Source organism: Halosimplex halobium (assembly GCF_051414055.1).
GTDB lineage: Archaea > Halobacteriota > Halobacteria > Halobacteriales > Haloarculaceae > Halosimplex > Halosimplex halobium.
In genome coordinates this window covers 22736-40835 of sequence record NZ_JBLKNX010000029.1, presented here as the reverse complement: position 1 = coordinate 40835, position 18100 = coordinate 22736, and the positions used below count along the sequence as shown (strand labels likewise).

Here is an 18100-nt window from a genome sequence, read left to right as displayed (position 1 = left end):
TCTCGTTCAACAAACTCTAAGTCGATCTCGTCTAAACAACCACTGAGGCGGGCGTTTTCTGGCATGGACACCTGAAAACCGCACCGCCTCACCTTTCAATCCTTATCTGAACACCGCCATGGGCTCACGGCACGGGGGAAACATACGGTGAGCCCACGCCTGCACGGGGGTCAATGGGGGTGACGGTGGTGTGCAGGCACTCAAATATGTGCTTGCTGACAGAAATATCTGGGGCGGTAGTTTCACAGACTGAAAGAGCCCTCGGACACACCTCCGCCCCAGCGTGACTGCAACGCTGGTGTCCGAGTGACCCCCATGTTCCCCAAATGGGGGCATGCCCGGAGATTGGATTGTTATACGCCGTTTTATTTGGTTGACACCGCAGAATATAGATCGACACTACTGGTTGCGAAGTGCTGGCAAGAATTGCGGTCCGCATGGATGTGAAGACATCGCGGCGAGACTCTCACTGTCGATTGTATCCGAACTATTACCTGGATGTCACGTGATTCCAGCCCTCTCCATCATATAACCTGATCGCCATATCTTCAGTTCTGTGCATTTATTTCGGTTTGCGACTTTCACCGCCTGACTTTCGGAACTCGCAACGGATTATTTGAAATACTACCATAGATTATTCAAAACTAACAAATATACTGACACTCCTATCTTTGTAATCTCAGAGATTGTGTACAGTTTGTCTTTACTACCCAACACGATACGATCGGCCGTACCCGCCCTGGAGGGAGACGTACACGATCACCTCAGGCGGTCTGTCGGTTGCAACCCTGTCTATTCGGGGCAATTTGACTGGCTCGTACGGAGGGGAGCCCTGGACGGATGGAATCGCAATGGTCAGGACCAGGTCGATTCGAGCCGATCGATAAGGGTGTCGACGTCCTGCGCTTGGTCGTCCCCGTAGAACCGGAGGCGTTCGTACGTCTGGACGAGTTCTTCGAGCACTGCTGTCTGGTCCTCGGGGAGCCCACTCTGTCTGCATTTCGCGAGAAACTCCCAGTGGGTGTCCGAGTGCCGCACCGCTGTCTCACTCGTCAGGTGATCTCGAAGTTGCTGGTAGGTGTGTCGGACAGCGGCGTCGGGCTGGTTCGCTTCGAGCAACGACCGACTGGTCGAAAAGTCGGGTCGATCCTGAACCGCATCCGGCGTCTCATTTCCTGGGTCGGACCCACCAACCGTTCCGTTGGGGGAGTGTCCATCGCCATCGTCGGACCGCGAGATACGGAGGACCCCGACCGCGACCCCGGCTGCCAGGAGACAGACCGCGACGACCGCAACGAGATCCAGCGGTATCCCACCCGACGATTGGTCGGTCGGGGGACCGAACGATTCGAACTGGATCCGTTCGCTGGTGTCGACCGACCCGAGGTTCGTCCCACTGCCGTCGTATCTCGCCGTCACAGCGAGACTCCCGTTTACCCCGTCGGACAGTTCGGACCGGGGCAGTGTCACCGAATACGTCCCGTTCTCGTCCGTTCTGACGGTGCGGTCATCGCTGTCCGATATCGTCAGGCTGACCGACCGGTCCCCGAGCGGATCCCCATCGACGGTGGTGAACTGTCCCGATAGTTCGACCGTCTCGCCGACCCGCTCTCCAGTAATAGTGAGCGCCGTTGCCGTCTCCGTGACGGTGACCGGAGCAGTGGCGGGAGCGGCAGTGACGGCTCGGTCCGCGACCGCGAGCGAGACGGTTGATTGGGACTCGCCCGTCGGGACTGTCGCGGGCACGCGACCGGTCATTGTTGCGCTCCCGTCGTCCGTCGACCGCGCATTTTGGAGCTCGTACCCGCCGATGGCCGCGGTGAGTGGGACGCCCGACACCGGTTCGCCGTCGTGGACGAGTTGGGCGGCCATCTCGACCTGGTCACCGAAGCCGACACGCTCGGGCGCTGTACGGATCGCTATCGTCGCTTCGACCTGTTCGACGGTGACTCCAACCGTCGCGTTCGCAGGGAGGAATACCGACTCCGCTTCGGGTACGTATTCGATGCGAAGTGTCGAAGCGTTCGCAGGGAGCGTCCGCGGCCGGTACTCGAGTGTGAACGCGCCGTCTGCGTCGGTCTCTACCGTTCGCGTTCGGGTGTGGATCCGTAGTGTGATCGATCGGTCGGCCAGTGCGGTGCCATTCGCCTGGGTCACCTGCCCCTGGATCGTGAGCGGGTCATCGTAGGCGATCGTCGCCGACTCCGGCTGGATCTCCAGTCGCGTTGGCGTGAACAGTTCACGCTCGATCTGTCGTTGCTGGGTGGTGATATTCTCCGAGGTTGACCCAATGCTCCGGGTAGCCGTAGAGAGATCGGCACCGGTCAGGTTCTCTACCTGTCCGTAGTTTTCGACGAGGGTTCGATTGAACCGTGTTACATTCCGTTCGATCTCCTGCAACTCGCGGGCATATCTGCGAGCGGCATCCTCGTCGCCCGCTTGCCTCGCTTCCTGATAGTCCTGATAGGTCTCGTTGTACTCCGCCGCGGCGGTCGAGTAGTTGCGCTGGGCGCGCTGGAGCGCCGACAACCGTTCGCTCGCTTCGTCGTCGCTCTCGCTGTCAGTTTCACCTGCCACGTCGACGAGCTGTTCGAGACGGGAGTCGTAGTCATCCCCGATGACAGACTGTGCTTGCTCGTACTGTCCCTGGCTGATCTGCACGGCGCTGTCGCTGAGTCGGTTCGACAACCGCTGGGTCAGCCAGCCCTGCACCTGAGAGATCTCGCCGTCCTCCGAAACCGCGTCGGGATCATCGTGGTGATCCGTCGAGTTGTCTGGCGTCTGCATCTGGTGAACCGAGGGTCCACCATCGAGACTGCGTTCCTGTCGATCGTCGCCGGCCGGGAGTCCTGCGGCGACTGGAACCGCGATACTGGTCACCAGCAACAGCATTGTGACCAGCGCCGGCCCTCGCGTAGACGAGTCCATCACGGATTTCGGTCCTGCTTCTGCAATGAGCGTGCTCCTAAATCTATGCTTTGATGACCGATGACAGTTTGTGGCTGTCGAAGACGGTCAATTAAGTCTTGGACTTTTGATTTTTGGGCGTGTCCTGACAGTCGAGGGACGGTCACCAGCGACACGTGATCTGAAACGCCATCCGTGCATCAGCCGATGCCCGCGTCTCGACTGTGACTGGCTGTCCGAGTTGCCTCGCGAGCCCGACCGCGAGTACTGATGCCACGGGGTGGTCGATACGATTTGCGGACCCGTAGACAGTCTCGTCGACCCCAACTGTTAGACGCCCCTCGTCTGCGTTGATGTCGACGTTCGTCTCGGTGACGAGGTCGAACTGTTCGACCAGCGCATCCGTGAGTTGCGTCGCGAGTGCGGCGGGTGTTTCACTGACCGGCCCGGAGACTGCGTCCTCGAACGACTGATAGAGCGGTTCGCCCGTAGGGCGGAGAGCGACGCCGCGCTCGGAATCGGACTCGGGGACGACGTGGAACGCCTCGAGTTCGTCGTCCGATGGGAGCTCGTACTCGGCGGACTGGGGGACGAACAGTCTGACGCGACTATTGCGCTCTCCGACGGGCACGTAGACGCGTTCATCTGCGAGCCCCAGTTCGTCGATAATCGCCACTCGGTCGTCGACCAGTACGTCGTAGACAGCAGTACTGACATCGGCTGCGAGGAACCGTTCGGGTGTAAGGTAGTAGGTGAGGATACCACTGAAAAGACCGATAGCACCGAGGACGAACAGCACTTCGCGGACCCCAGGGAGGGCGAGTCCTCCTCCGACAGCGAGCGCGCCAAGGCCGGCGAGTCCGAGTGCCGTTCGCCGGTACTGTGTCTGTTTGGCCTGGACGTAGGATTCGCGGAGCTTCCTGTTCTGTTCGCGCAACAGCGCGAGTTCCGCGTGGATCTCGTCACGGGTGCGGCCGACCTGCTCTGTGTCCGCTTCGCCGGCGGACCGGATCGTCGCTCGTTCGGCACCCTCGTTACTCATGTTCGTCTCCGACCTGCCGATAGCTGTGAATAGCGAGCGATATAAACCCGGCCATCGCGATAGCGAGGAGTCCGACTGCTGTTACCCAGAGCGTCTCCGTCCAGAGGTACACGGCACCGATGACGCCACCGATCGCGATCCAGATCCCCAGCATCAACGTGCCATCGCGTACTCGAGTATCGGAGACGCCGGTCGTTATGAGTAGTCCGCCGAGTATAACCACCGGTAGGAGATTCGTTACGGCGATTGGCTCTCCAGGAACCAACGCAATCACAACGACCTGCCCTGCGGCGAAGACCACGACGTTCGGGAGCACAGTCCACAACCCCGCGAGCAAAATTCCCGCAACGATCCCGAGCGGACCGGCCATCCAACCGAGGATGATGGTCACAACGCCGATCACGAGGAGATCGGTCTGGGCCTCTCGTGAGGGCGGCCACGACGGGCGGTCGTCGAACTGACTCCAGCCGTCGCGTTCGCCACTGTCCAGTAGTTGTGTCTCCGCCATTAGTGCCTCCGTGTGTTCGACCACTCAGTCTGTCCACGCGCGAGGACGGCCGACATCCGGTCGGCGGGACCGACCTCGAAGGCGGTCACTCGGTCCATCGACGCCAGCGACTGGCGGAACTGCTCGAAGTCCATGTATCGGTCGTACGCGTCGTCGAGGTTACCGAGCCCGCCCGGTTCGTAGAGGACCGTTGGGGCGATGAAGACCAACACACGCCCCTGGCTCCGTCGTGCCAGTTTCACCGCTTCTCTCAGTTCGGTTCGCTCCTGGTCGTCAGTGAGTATGACGGACCAGCTCGTCCCGTCGAGTCGCGCCGTCGCAGATTGTATCGCGCTCAGGAGCGGTCGGTCGAGTACCTGTTCGACGTATGCGTTCGGACGATCGAAGTACGGTGCGAGTTGCTCCCCGAAGGCTGTCTCATCGACCGTGAGGCGTTGCTGGAGTTGCTGTGCACGTGTGGGTTCGGTCGGGCTTGACTGATGGTTCTCTGTCTCCGATTGGTCAGTCGGTTCGATCGACTGGAGGTGCTGTCGAATCGATAGCTGTTGGTCGACGTCGGCACTCGGCCTGAACGACCCAGTGAGGCCTTCGTCACCGATCGTGTAACAGCCGATCGGGTCGGTGTGCTCGCGCGCGTTTTCCACGAAGCCGAGGCCGATCTGCCGCAGGTAATCAAGTTTTGTTTCACCGGTCTGGCTGGTTTGGAGTGATGCGCGGTGGTCGACAAACAGCACAGTTTCGCGGTCGGTTTCGGTTTCGAACTCCCTGACGTGGGGTTCGCCGAGGCGAGCAGTCGCTTTCCAGTCGATATTCCTGATCGTGTCGCCCGGAACATACTGTCGGACCTCTTCCGGTTCAAGGCCGCTACCGGTTTGGCCTGTTTCGTGTTCGCCGATCCCGGCGGCGACTGGATTGCCGCCTTCGCCAACGTGGAGATTCCGCGACCCACGGGGCTGGACGGTTACAGTTGCGGTTGGTCCGACGGTAATCGACTCCTCGAACAATCCGAGTCGATCACGCAGCGTAACTTCGGGTTGCCCAATCGTGTGTGTCCCCGCAACTGGCCAGGTGACCTCTACAGAGTGCGTTGCGCGATCTTCTCCTCGATTGAGTTCGAAACCGTCGTCGTCGGTCTCCGAACTGGGTGGAAATGTAGGTGTTACCGAACAGTAGAGTGGGAGTGGGTCTGTGGCTTCGACTGTGAATGTTACATTAGAGCTCGTCCCGGTCGTCACCTGTGATCGAGATGGTGTCTGTGTGAGTGAGATGTCCCGTTTTGTGCTGACAGCCAGCTGAGCGAAGCGATATTGTTGAGCGAGTAACCACGCGGCAATTCCCGTTGCTCCAAAGAGTATGAGTATTCGATCCAGAACGACAGCCCACAGAGATAATAGGGCTACCAACCCAGCAATCGTCCAGAACCGCACCCGGGCTTGCATTGTCGTCTACATGCTGGCTCGGGTTGTTGAAAATATCGGTCACCCGCCCACCTGCTTCGAACGTTGAAAATCCATCGTAACCACGGTGACAAACGCTCGTCTCTTGTCATAGAAGGGACTTACCTGCCGTGATTATAGTTGTTCTACCGGGTAACCGCACGGACTCCTATACTCCTGCGTGATACGATCATGGCGAAAGCTATAGGTGAGTATAGTATAGTAATCAGTCTATAAGCAGATGTCAATCAGTGCATTAGTCCACATCAATCGATGCCATCTTCGGGAGTTACGGTGTGAGATTCAGCCGATTACAGATGGCTGTTAGAAACGATCACTGATGAAGAGAGTTACTACTCAGATAATTGCATCTCGATTGTGAACCATGAACCGGGTGGGCAAATGCGATACATCGGGCGCGGGTTCGAAGGAGCGGTTACTGGGCGAAACAACGGGAAACAATGCTTGAACAATCGAAGCAACCATCGGCTAGAAACGGGCCAAATACAGCGACAGATATCCTTGTTGGCATCCCGGCTTATAATGAGGAGATCGCCATCGGTAGTGTGATTCATAAGTGTCAGGCATACAGTGATGAAGTCGTCGTGGTCGACGACGGTAGTACCGATGATACGGTTGAGATAGCAGAGGCGGCAGGTGCGACCGTTCTCGAACACGGGACTAACCAAGGGAAGGGAAAGGCTGTCCGAACCTTACTTAATCACGCCCAGAAAGAGGACCCTGAAGCGCTCGTGTTGATCGATGGTGATGGGCAGCACTTACCGAGAGATATTCCCGCGATCGTGCAGCCCGTTGTCGAAGGTGATTCGGATATCGTCATCGGAAGCCGATATCTGGAAGACGACACCGAGACACCGGTATATCGGCGACTCGGACAGCGGGTTCTCGATACTATTACGTTCGGGTCAACCGGCACGAAAGTGACTGACTCTCAGAGTGGCTTTCGCGCACTCGCACCAGCTGCGATCGACCGTCTTACGATTCGAACTGATGGGATGGGCGTCGAAAGTGAAATGATCGGTTCGGCGACCGAACAGGGGCTCGATATCGAGGAAGTTCCTATCGATGTCCGATACGAGGAGATCGATGGTCAGACGTTCAATCCACTTCGCCACGGGCTCAGTGTCGTCGTCTTCCTCCTCCGGCTTGTTCGCGACCGACATCCGCTCGTGTTTTTCGGACTCCCTGGTATCGTGCTGGCAGGTATCGGGGCGTTCTACGGCATCGATGGGATCATGATTTACCGAGCCACAGGTGAGTTTTACCCCGGGAAGATGCTCGCTGCGGGGTTTGCGACTATATTAGGAGTCCTCGGTGTATTCACAGGACTCATCCTGAACCGTATCTCGAATATGCTCTCGAAACTTGACGAGAGGAGCAAATAAATGTCTGTGGAAATCGCGATTATCCTCGGGACACGGCCAGAAATCATCAAACTCTCACCGGTTATCCATCAGTGCGAGCAACAGGGTATCTCGTATACTGTTATCCATACTGGTCAGCACTATTCCGACAGCTTGGATACAGTCTTCTTCGATCAGTTAGATCTCCCGACGCCAGAGTATAACTTAGGTATCGGTTCTGGACCTCATGGTGAACAAACAGGGGAAATGCTAATTGAGGTCGAAAAAGTCCTACGTGACGAGCAGCCAGCTTCCGTTCTCGTCCAGGGCGATACGAATTCGGTACTTGCTGGGGCTATCGCGACGAGTAAGCTGGATATGGAATTGGGGCACGTTGAAGCGGGGCTCCGGAGTTTCGACCGTGATATGCCCGAGGAGACGAACCGAGTTGTGACGGACCATGTGGCCGATTATCTCTTTGCGCCGACGGAGCAGAGCAAAGAGTACCTCGTCGAAGAGGGAATCTCAGAGGACCGGATCACTGTAACTGGAAACACAGTTGTTGATGCGGTACACCGTAATCGGGAAATCGCCGAGGAAAAAAGTACTGTCCTTTCTGACCTTTCCCTTACTGGACGTGATTTTTTCCTCATGACGGCCCATCGCGCTGAGAACGTCGACGACGAAGATCGGTTCCGAAGTCTCCTCCGGGGGGTAAACGCTGCGGCATTGGCGTCCGATGTTGAAGTTATTTATCCAGTTCACCCCCGTGCGCAAGACCAGCTCCGGAAGTCTGATGTCTTGGTTCCCAGTCAAATTCGATTGGTGAACCCACAGGATTATCTCGACTTTTTACTGCTGGAAAGTGAGGCGGACCTCATCCTCACAGACTCGGGCGGTGTTCAGGAAGAAGCCTGTATCCTCGGTGTACCATGCGTGACAATGCGGGAGAACACGGAGCGGCCGGAAACAATAGAGGTCGGGGCCAATCGACTCGTCGGTGTCGATCCGGCTACAATCCGTGAGGGTGCCATAGAGATGTCCCAAAGTAGATCCGAGTGGGCGAACCCATTCGGAGTCGGGACAGCATCGGAACAGATAATTACGGCTGTGAGTGATCAACAGATACCTGATCGGCAAATCTCATAATGAGTACAATATACGTTCACGGCCTCGGATACATCGGGTTACCGACCGCAGCGATGTTCGCCAATTACGACTATCAGGTAACCGGATACGACACTGACAAAGCTGTGATCGAGGGCCTGAGAGATGGAAATATCCATGTCGACGAACCGGGACTCCGTGCATTCGTTACGCGGGCACTGGAATCTGGGAATCTAACAGTGAGCGACGAAGTGGGTGAAGCGAAGTACCACATCATCGCCGTCCCAACCCCGTTTGACGACGAGACGAAAGAGCCGACACTCGAATACGTCAAGGACGCCGGCGAGGCTATCGCTCCACACCTTCGTCCGGGCGATACTGTCATTCTGGAATCGACCGTTCCACCAGGAACGACAGTTGAGACGCTCCAGCCGGTTCTCGAAGAGTCCGGACTTGATGCGGGCTCAGATTTCGCACTTGTCCACTGTCCCGAGACGGTCCTACCCGGGAACATCATCACAGAACTCAAACAAAACGACCGTATCATCGGTGGTGTCAATGGCGTCTCAATGGAGGCAGCCGTCCGGCTTTATGAATCGTTTGTCGAAGGCGAGATATACACGACGGCAGACGCTACAACGGCTGAATTTGTAAAGTTAGTACAAAATACCTATCGAGATAGCAATATTGCAATCGCAAACGAGATCGCGAAACTAGCTGACGAGTACGGGATCGACTCGAGAGAAGCAATCTCTCTCGCGAATAACCACCCTCGCGTCAACGTTCATCAACCTGGCCCAGGAGTCGGTGGGCATTGTCTGCCAGTCGATCCATGGTTTCTGGGACAGAATGCTGATAACCTCGATCTGATCGCCCATGCCAGGGAAATCAACGATGGAATGGCCGATTACGTCATCGACCGGCTCGAGGACGAGGTCGGAACAGTAGTAGACAAAAAGATCGCCGTTCTCGGTATAGCCTATAAAGGGAATGTCGGTGACCCTCGAAACAGCCCCGGCTTGAAGATAGCTCGGCAGTTACAGACACGAACCGAACGCATCGAGTCGCCCGTTTCAGCCGATGGCGGTATATCCAATAGTATCGAAGTGACGCTCTCAGACCCGCACGTTGAAGACCAGACCCTCGATCTCCTACCGCTGGAAGAGGCGGTGGAAGAAGCTGAAGCGGCGATCATCGCAACTGATCACGACGAATACAGCGATCTCGATCCGCAGTGGTTATCTGATCAGATGTCGAACGACGTTATCGTCGACACGAAAGCGGTCTTAGGTACAAGTTGGGATTCTACGACGTTCACTGTGGTGACTATCTGACGTATGGCCGCGGATACACAGAAAGAGGTGGTCTTTGTCACCCAACACTACCCACCGGACAAATCCGGCAATGCAGCAAGGCTCAACGATATGACGAGCCGTCTCTCAGGTGGCGAGTGGGATATTACCGTATTAGCCCCTCACCCTGCCTTTCCCCATGGAGAATTCGACCGGAACTGGTCGCGGAAAGAGACCCATCGCGAAGACGGAATAACCGTTCACCGTCTCTGGGCTCATCAACCGACAGTTGAGGATCCTTCGTTCCTGAGTCGAATTGCCTATTACATCACGTTCCCGTTGCACGCTCTCATCTGGCTTCTTGCTCACCGGCGAGAGTTCGACGTGGTCATTACGTCGTCACCGCCGATATTTACGGGCATCGCAGGTTTGCCCTTCGGGTTAGTCGGACAGACTGGGCTTGTTGTTGACGTGAGAGACTTGTGGATCGATGCCTCTGTCGGACTCGGGTTCATAGAATCGGACAGTATTATAGAACGGGTGAGCAGGGAGTACCAACAGTTAGTTCTCACCGCAGCTGACCGCGTCGGAGTCACGACTGAACGCTTGGGTGAAGAGGTAAGTGACCAGTACGGAGTGGCTCCGGGGAAGATCGTCCATCTACCGAACGGCGTTGAAACGGATCGATTCGAAGTCGGACACGATCTGTCGAATTCGACCATCGTGTATACAGGTAACGTCGGACACGCTCAGGCTTTAGATACGTGTGTCCGTGCCATGCAGTACGTTGATGTGGACGGAGCGCGCCTCAAAATAGTCGGTGACGGAGACACCAGAGAGGAGTTAGAAGAACTCACAGCTGAATTCGACCTTTCGAATAAAGTTGAGTTCGTGGGACTAGTTCCGAGAGACGAGGTGCCAGAGATATTATCGAATGCCGCTATCGGACTGGCACCACTCGTCGATTCAGAAACGCTAGAATACGCAGTTCCAACGAAGGCATACGAATATATGGCTGCCTCGATCCCGGTGATTGGCACGAGTGAAGGCGAACTCGAGCGATTGATCGAGACGGCTGACTGTGGCGTCGTTTCTGAGAACGAGGCCAAACAGTTAGGTGACATCCTCGAAACTCTCCTGAATCACCCCGAAGAGCGCGAACGGCTCGGAATTAATGGGCGAACACACGTCGTTGAGAATTACGACAGAAGAGCGATTGCCGCAAAACTCGAGTCGGAGCTCGATTCAGTCGTCCAATCGCAACTGACGTAAATTATGCCCGAAGATCCAAGCTCGGCTCCCTTGCTTCCAGATATGAGTGACTTCTCACTATACTATCACACGGCGAAAAACATGCAATTACCGCAGCTCCTCGGTGTAGCCGAGCGGAAGGTTCGCCACCGTGTCGTCCCTCTGTTACCGATTGACTTCGACCGACGATACGAGGCGAAAACGCCGTCCCAATTTCAACACTGCTTAAGCCCCATCCAACAAAACCTGTCAGCTCTCCAGGCCGCTATTTTGCCCCAAACGCGTGAAGAGTACCGGACAGCTGCCGTCCGCGCAACCGATGGAACGCTCGAATTCATGAATCACCCAATCGAGATCGGTGATACATTTCATATCGACTGGGAGAGCGACCGGTTGTCGGAACTCCCTCTGTTCTGGCGTTTCAAACTTCAGGGATTCACGTTCTTGCGCTCGATATACTTGGGCTACGATTCACCTGCTGATTGTCCAGATGCGGTCGTCGAAACGGCAAACAACTGGTTGGACGACTGGGACAACTACGCGACGATCGGGTCGCCCAACTATCTCCGTCGGAACTGGATCCCCCATTCGGTCTCTCTCAGGTTGCTCCACCTATGTCGATATCTGGCCTGGTTAGACGACTCAATTGATCGAACAGCGAAAGAACAGCTCTTACAAATCCTATACAAGAACGCAGTATTCCTCTCCAATCATGTGGAGTACGATGTCGGAGGTAACCACCTGATAGAGAACGGTTTCGGTCTCGTATTTGCTGGGATTGTACTTGGCCCTGATGGTGACGAACTGCTCTCACAAGGGCGTTCGGTACTTCAGGCAGAAAGCAAGCAGTTTCTCGAAGACGGTGGACATTTCGAGAGAAGTCCGATGTACCACATCCAATGTCTGACTCGGTATTTGAGCGCATACGATATTCTGTCTCGGGTTGAATCCGTCGATCTCCCGGACGAAATAGAAATCACTGCGCACAACGCGACGAAGTACCTGCGCTCGATCTGCCCTCCTGACCGAATGATCCCACTTCTGAACGACTCTGTATTCGACGAAGCCCTCTCGCTCGAAGCATGCTTATCTTACGCTGACGCGGTGGGGATCGATACGGATAGGCAGAATTCAGTGCTCGACAGTTCCGGCTACTACTGGCTCGGAAGCGGTACCGATCGAATGCTCATTGACGGTGGTCCTGTCGGGCCGGCCCACTTGCCGGCACACTCGCACAACGATCTCTTGAGTTACCTCCTCTGGATAGATGGGCACCGAGTTGTGACCGATACCGGCACTTACGCCTATGCTCCCACAGAACGTCGAACCAGATCTCGTAGTGTCACTGCGCACAATACCGTTCAGGTTGACGAGAGCGAACCGATAGCAATCGGAGGGCAATATCTCATGGGAAGGCGGACTAAGCCCGTTACTCAGTTCAACTCCGATACAAACGCGTTTGACGGCTATTATCAGGGCGGTCAGAGTAGTGGGAGTTACGGACACAGGAGACAAATCAGGCACGGCAGTTCCTGGTGGTTCGTTCTAGATTCCGTGAAAGATGTCAGTGGCGCCGGTTCCATCCGAAGCAACATTCACTTTCATCCCACTATCGACTTGAAACTCAAAGAGGGTATCTGTATTGCTTCGAGCACTGAGATGGCGTCCGACCTGCATATCCGTCCGTTCCAGGCAACCTGTGAACTCGACTCGGCCCCGTATTATCCGGAGTTCGGGAAGGAAGTATCCCGCTCGGCGCTACGTGTCTTCCCGTCTAATGAAAAATACAGATTCGGATATCTCCTTACCAAGGGGAACAGATCTGACATCGACGTAGCAACCACTGAAAACCAAATTACAATAGAGGTTGGCGATTAACAAGCGATCAAGCATAAGTTATGAGCCGCCTCTGACTGTCGGAGGACCTCGATTACTACGATAGTTAACCGGAGCGGTCGTAGGTTTCAGGAACGCCAGTGAACCAGTAGCTTCAATTACTGTCATGCAAGAATTGAATTCAAAACATATGCGGCAGGTTCTACAAGATTTCCGCTCGGGTAATCTCCGAGTCGAAGACGTTCCCCGACCAGCTTTGCAAGCCGGCGGGGTTCTGGTTGACACATCATATTCGTGCGTTAGTGCTGGCACTGAGGAAAGCGTAATCAAACTCGCTCGGAAGAACGTCCTCAACAAAGCACGCGAGCGGCCCGACTTAGCAAAAAAAGTCTTCGAGAAAGCGAAGAACGATGGCTTGATTTCGACGTACCGGGCGGTCAAGGGGCGTCTCGAGAGCCCATCTCCACTTGGGTACAGTTGCGCCGGCAAAGTAATTGCCGTCGGTGATGATGTGACAGGGTTTTCTCGCGGGGACCGAGTCGCTTGTGCAGGAGCAGGATATGCCAGCCACGCCGACGTGGTATTTGTCCCAGAAAACCTCGTCGCTCCAGTCCCCGATAACGTCGCATTAGAGGACGCTGCATTTACGACGCTGGGGGCAATTGCGATGCAAGGGGTTCGACGAGCAGACATCTCACCCGGAGAAAACGTAGCAGTAGTCGGACTCGGATTAGTTGGACAATTGGTCGTTCAGATCCTGAACGCGTACGGCTCCCCTGTCGTCGGGGCCGATATCGATCCACGTCAGGTCGAGCGAGGGCTCGAAATTGGGATGGACGAGGGAGCGGTCATCGGCGAGGAAGATGTCGAAGGGATTACCGAGCGATTTTCCAACGGACACGGCGTCGACGCGACGATTATAGCCGCATCGACTGATAGCGACGACCCGGTCGAACTCGCCGGCGAAATCACTCGTGAACACGGACGCATCTCCGTTGTCGGAGAAGTCGGGATGGACATTCCACGGAGTTCGTACTACGAGAAAGAACTGGACTTCCGTATCTCTCGCTCGTACGGGCCCGGCCGTTACGACCGCACTTACGAAGAGAATGGGTTGAGTTATCCCATTAGTCAGGTCCGTTGGACGGAAAACCGGAATATGCGAGAATTTCTCCGCCTGCTCTCCACTGAGCGGATCTCCCTGGAGTCGATGAAAACTCACCGTTTCTCGATCGACAACGCTCTGGAGGCGTACGACCTCGTTCTCGAAAATCCGGACGACGAGAGCTTTACCGGTATACTGCTCGAATACGGAAGCGAAGACCAATCCCAGACCGTCAAATTAGCTAGTGAATCGAAGCAGACAAGAAATTCTGAAACACTGTCTGTCGGTCTCATCGGTGGAGGCAACTTCGCCAAAACGACTATCTTACCGACGATAGGCGATATCTCTGCACTGTCGATTAGAGGCGTCGCAAGTGCTACTGGAAAGACGGCGACAGGGATCGCGAAGGATGTCGGAGCAGCCTATTCGACGACAGACTACGAGGAAATAGTCACAGACGACGATATCGACATCGTCATCGTCGCGACCCGGAACGACACTCACGCAGAAATCGGGACTTCGGCACTCAATCACAACAAGGATGTCCATATCGAAAAGCCTCTCGCGATCACAGAGGACGGATTGCGATCAGTGATACGAGCAGAACAGGGTTCATCCGGGCGTCTCATGGTTGGATTCAATCGGCGATTCTCACCTTCAGCACGCCAAATCAGGTCCAAATTCGAGAATCGGACGACACCGTTGATGCTCAATTATCGAGTGAATGCGGAATCGATCCCGGACGATCACTGGGTCAACGACCCGGAAGAAGGCGGAGGACGCATTATCAGCGAGGTCTGCCACTTCGTCGATCTGTTCCAGTACCTGACCGATTCCCTTCCGGCTCAGGTCTTTGCCTCTTCGATTCCCGAACAAGGTGCGGTAGGGACGAGCGAAAACGTCTCTATTGTCGTCAAGTTAGCTGACGGAAGCACAGGCACGATCCAGTACACCTCACTCGGAGACCGCTCGCTGCCGAAAGAGTCCGTCGAGGTATTCGGGTCTGGTCAGTCCGGTACGATAGATAACTTCAAACGTGGACGGCTGAACCTCCGCCAAGACAAGGGACACAGCAACGAATTCACGACCTTTATCGAAGCGATTCAGAACGGCGAACCGTCACCGATATCTGTCGAGGACCTCGTCGCAACGACTCTGAGTACGTTCCGGGTCCACGACTCTGTTGCCAGTGCGCAACCGGAACAGGTCGACCACGAGTCGTTTATCGCCGACTTGGACGAAGACCACTAGAAGGTCCGGTCCGATAATTACGCGCTATGATATACAACAAAATATACGACCTCTTCCGCCGATCGCCGACCAGGCTCCGGAAATTACTGACGATTATCCCAGTCAAATACCGCTTGGGCGGTTCTGACTTTAGCCAAACGTACCAGATGCTGAATGAGTCTGAACAGTGGGACCGAGAACGCCTCCGTCAATACCAGGAACGACGATTAGAGGAATTCCTGGAGCATGCAGTGACGAACGTTCCCTTCTACTCCGACGTGGACCTACCACATGACGACCAGTTCCGAAATCTGAGAGAATTTCCAGTCATAGACAAGCAGACGATTCAATCTCAGAAGTCGGAATTCTATGCTGAGAACGTTCCCACTTCGAAGACGTACGAAGTGACTACAGGTGGGACAAGTGGAAACCCCCTCCAGTTCCGACTGGACAATTCGACGTACGGGGTGGAGTGGGCGTTCATTATGACTGGATGGAACAGAATTGGCTATACTCCTGGTGACCAACTCGTATCATTCCGTGGTGTCGAGTTCACGGATGCTGACGACGGCGTCTACTGGCAATATAACCCATTCTACAATACGTACGAGATGTCTCCGTTCCATCTCAACAGAGATACAGTCGACGAATACGTCGCAAAGATCAAGAGCATAGATCCGGACTTCATCCACGGATATCCGTCGGCGATATCGACGCTCGCGAGCTACGTGGAGACTGAGAATATCGTCTTTCCCGAAATCGACGGCGTGCTTGCCGCATCAGAGCACCTCTACGAGAGACAACGGTCGCTCATTGAGGACGCATTCGGCGCGCGCGTGTTCTCTCACTACGGACTCAGCGAGAAAGTCGTCCTGGCTGCGGAGTGCGAACATTCGACTGACTACCACGTCTACCCGCAATACGGTGTCACAGAAGTCGTTGATGAAGAAGGGAATCCGGTCAGCAATGGTGAACGGGGTGAGATCGTCGGGACCAGCTTGCTCAACCGGTGTATGCCGTTTATTCGCTATCGAACGGGGGATTACGGCCGATTAGTACAGTCAACCTGTGAATGCGGACGTGAGTTCCCGGTTATAAAAGATTTACAGGGAAAAGACGAGAAAGAACAGTCCGTAATAAAATCTAATGGGACACTGTTCCCAATTCATGCCCTCTATCACACGATGCATGGCGACACGCTTGAGAACGTGCATCGTGTCCAGTTCGTACAGGATTCTCCCGGAGCTCTTCGTATCCGGGTAGTTCCCGCAGACAGATATGACAATACAGATGAAAAACGGATCCGGTCAGCAGTGCGAAGCAAGTGCGGCGAGATGGTCGAAATTTCTATCGAACCCGTCGACGAAATCTCTCTTACTGATCGCGGCAAACAGGAGCTCTTCGTGCAGAATCTAGATCCCGAACAGTACCGCTAATCATCGCCCAGTGTCGAACGAGGTGTCTGCTCACTCCCTGAAATATTATCTCCATGTTTAATATGATCCGTCCACCCGAAATGCGGTTTGAAATCAAGTGTTGTACTTACGGGGATATCGGGAAGAGGACCGGACCACGCCTCTCGGTTACTTGAAATCTTAATATCTGTCCAATCCCACTCTGCAATTGTATATGATTCACACCTAAAAGATTGCCTAACAATCGGAATTTTGTCCGGATCAAATCCCATTAAATATGCACAGCTGGCATCTACGCTTGCTGGGTGAGTTCCAAATACGAACAATCCGGTGTTGACAGGATCCGGGTCCATGGGGCCCCTACCTTCACCGGCAATAACACCGTCAACAAGCGAGTAGTGACGCTTTCTGTTTTCAGGATCGGCCTCCCGAATTGACCCGTCAGTGTTGCCGTAAAAAAGAAGTTTGTTCAGATCGAGACACATGCGCCAGGTGGTATCATTACCCCACCAATTCCCCTGTCGAATGACTTCTTCTGTCCCGCCGAATATCGGCTTCCCGGCTTTTTTTGCAAGCAGCAGCACTCGCGGACCGATCTTCGGGAACCGGTTTGCAAACTCAATAAAGAGCGGCGCGATCAACTGTTCAATTTGGTGCTTACTTGACGGATCCGGATGTTCGTCACCAGGGTGACCGTCACCGGGCTCAGTGTGGTGAGGGAGATAATTTTTGTCACCATTGATCCCAACGAGATTTTTCAAAGTAACGGTAATACCTGCCTTCTTATGAGTCTTGAGTTTAGGGAGGCTGAAGACTACATCAGCGCTGATTGGCGTCGACGCGAGTAGATACTCATGACGACCGTCCCGATGGTGGTAGTTTACTTGCTCCTTATCGAAATCTGCACCGTAGTAGTGGCCCTCTCCGCCGTGATCTGCGAATTCGCTTCCATTAGCGAGATCGAATTCGGAGTATCCTCGGGGATCTCCCTCAAGGTCCCGGCGGTTCATAACAACGCCGTCGTTTGTCTCCCATTCTTCTTTGCGGAGGTCAACAAGTGAGAAATCAAGACCCCGGTCGGAATAAAATGCTTCAATGTCGTACATGCCGAGAACATCACAGATAGCATTGAATGAGGAGTCCGTATGCGGCGCGTCTGCCACTACAACACTTCCTTCGTCACCAAGTGCTTTGAATACGTAATCCGCAACCGCACGAATAACGCTGCCGTGGGTTAGTACATACTTCCAGCCATCGGGATCACGGGGGTGGCTCTCTTTCACGAAGTTTGGTTTCAATACCACGTCGTCATCAGGCTCAAGGACGTCACTTAATGGGTTCCAGTTCGCCGAATCCATATTTGGCTCGTCCAAGCCTGCCTGCCGGAAAGTTTCCCGGACACCGTCGTAAATCGGGTTTGGTTCATCAACAGTCTCTCCAAACGGATACTCGGAAAACATATCTGACGGATGAAACGGCGGCTCTTCCGGATAACTAGTCTTGTCAAATTGGAATACCGTTACATCCTCAGTTTGGCTTTTCATGGTTGGCTCTTGTGGATTAACAGTTATAACACATCGGGACCCGAGCCGTCGCGAAAGTACTGG

At 54.9% G+C, this 18100-nt stretch carries 12 protein-coding genes; 7 read left to right on the top strand and 5 right to left on the bottom strand.

Annotated elements, in window-relative coordinates; translation table 11 throughout:
• Positions 1-855 precede the first annotated feature (855 nt).
• From ACMGFG_RS22820 to ACMGFG_RS22805, 4 genes are all read right to left on the bottom strand, one after another.
• On the bottom strand, positions 856-2787 hold the full coding sequence (locus ACMGFG_RS22820; RefSeq protein WP_436932590.1) for a hypothetical protein: 1932 nt from the start codon (positions 2785-2787) through the stop codon (positions 856-858).
• A 283-nt stretch (positions 2788-3070) separates the two neighbouring features.
• Positions 3071-3949 carry a DUF7982 domain-containing protein gene (locus ACMGFG_RS22815; RefSeq protein WP_495849359.1) on the bottom strand — a complete coding sequence of 293 codons (879 nt, stop codon included), beginning with the start codon at positions 3947-3949 and terminating at the stop codon, positions 3071-3073.
• Positions 3942-4457 (bottom strand): DUF8163 family membrane protein, encoded by a 516-nt coding sequence (locus ACMGFG_RS22810; protein WP_436932588.1) that lies wholly within the window; start codon positions 4455-4457, stop codon positions 3942-3944. The genes ACMGFG_RS22815 and ACMGFG_RS22810 overlap by 8 nt, the downstream gene beginning before the upstream one ends.
• Positions 4457-5461, bottom strand: a complete 1005-nt coding sequence (locus ACMGFG_RS22805; RefSeq protein ID WP_436932587.1) for a DUF58 domain-containing protein — start codon at positions 5459-5461, stop codon at positions 4457-4459. Before ACMGFG_RS22805 ends, ACMGFG_RS22810 begins: the two co-directional genes overlap by 1 nt.
• Positions 5462-6354: 893 nt before the next feature.
• Between ACMGFG_RS22805 and ACMGFG_RS22800 the strand changes: the two genes are divergently transcribed.
• The 7 genes from ACMGFG_RS22800 to ACMGFG_RS22770 all read left to right on the top strand — a co-directional run bounded on the left by ACMGFG_RS22800 (position 6355) and on the right by ACMGFG_RS22770 (position 16514).
• Positions 6355-7299, top strand: coding sequence for a glycosyltransferase family 2 protein (locus ACMGFG_RS22800; RefSeq protein WP_436932586.1), 945 nt, complete (start codon positions 6355-6357; stop codon positions 7297-7299).
• Positions 7300-8406, top strand: coding sequence for a non-hydrolyzing UDP-N-acetylglucosamine 2-epimerase (gene wecB / locus ACMGFG_RS22795; RefSeq protein ID WP_436932585.1), 1107 nt, complete (start codon positions 7300-7302; stop codon positions 8404-8406).
• Complete coding sequence (locus ACMGFG_RS22790) at positions 8406-9698, top strand: nucleotide sugar dehydrogenase (RefSeq protein WP_436932584.1); 1293 nt, start codon at positions 8406-8408, stop codon at positions 9696-9698. The genes wecB and ACMGFG_RS22790 overlap by 1 nt, the downstream gene beginning before the upstream one ends.
• A gap of 3 nt (positions 9699-9701) precedes the next feature.
• Positions 9702-10928: a glycosyltransferase family 4 protein gene (locus tag ACMGFG_RS22785; RefSeq protein WP_436932583.1), complete on the top strand. Its 1227-nt coding sequence runs from the start codon at positions 9702-9704 to the stop codon at positions 10926-10928.
• 3 nt (positions 10929-10931) lie between these two features.
• A complete protein-coding gene (locus ACMGFG_RS22780; protein ID WP_436932582.1) occupies positions 10932-12785 on the top strand; it encodes a heparinase II/III domain-containing protein in 1854 nt (617 codons plus the stop codon).
• A gap of 124 nt (positions 12786-12909) precedes the next feature.
• On the top strand, positions 12910-15099 hold the full coding sequence (locus tag ACMGFG_RS22775; protein WP_436932581.1) for a bi-domain-containing oxidoreductase: 2190 nt from the start codon (positions 12910-12912) through the stop codon (positions 15097-15099).
• Positions 15100-15125: 26 nt separating this feature from the next.
• Positions 15126-16514 (top strand): phenylacetate--CoA ligase family protein, encoded by a 1389-nt coding sequence (locus ACMGFG_RS22770; protein ID WP_436932580.1) that lies wholly within the window; start codon positions 15126-15128, stop codon positions 16512-16514.
• On the opposite strand, the gene ACMGFG_RS22765 is transcribed toward ACMGFG_RS22770, so the two are convergent.
• Positions 16511-18037, bottom strand: coding sequence for a DUF362 domain-containing protein (locus ACMGFG_RS22765; RefSeq protein WP_436932579.1), 1527 nt, complete (start codon positions 18035-18037; stop codon positions 16511-16513). The genes ACMGFG_RS22770 and ACMGFG_RS22765 overlap by 4 nt on opposite strands.
• Positions 18038-18100 lie beyond the last annotated feature (63 nt).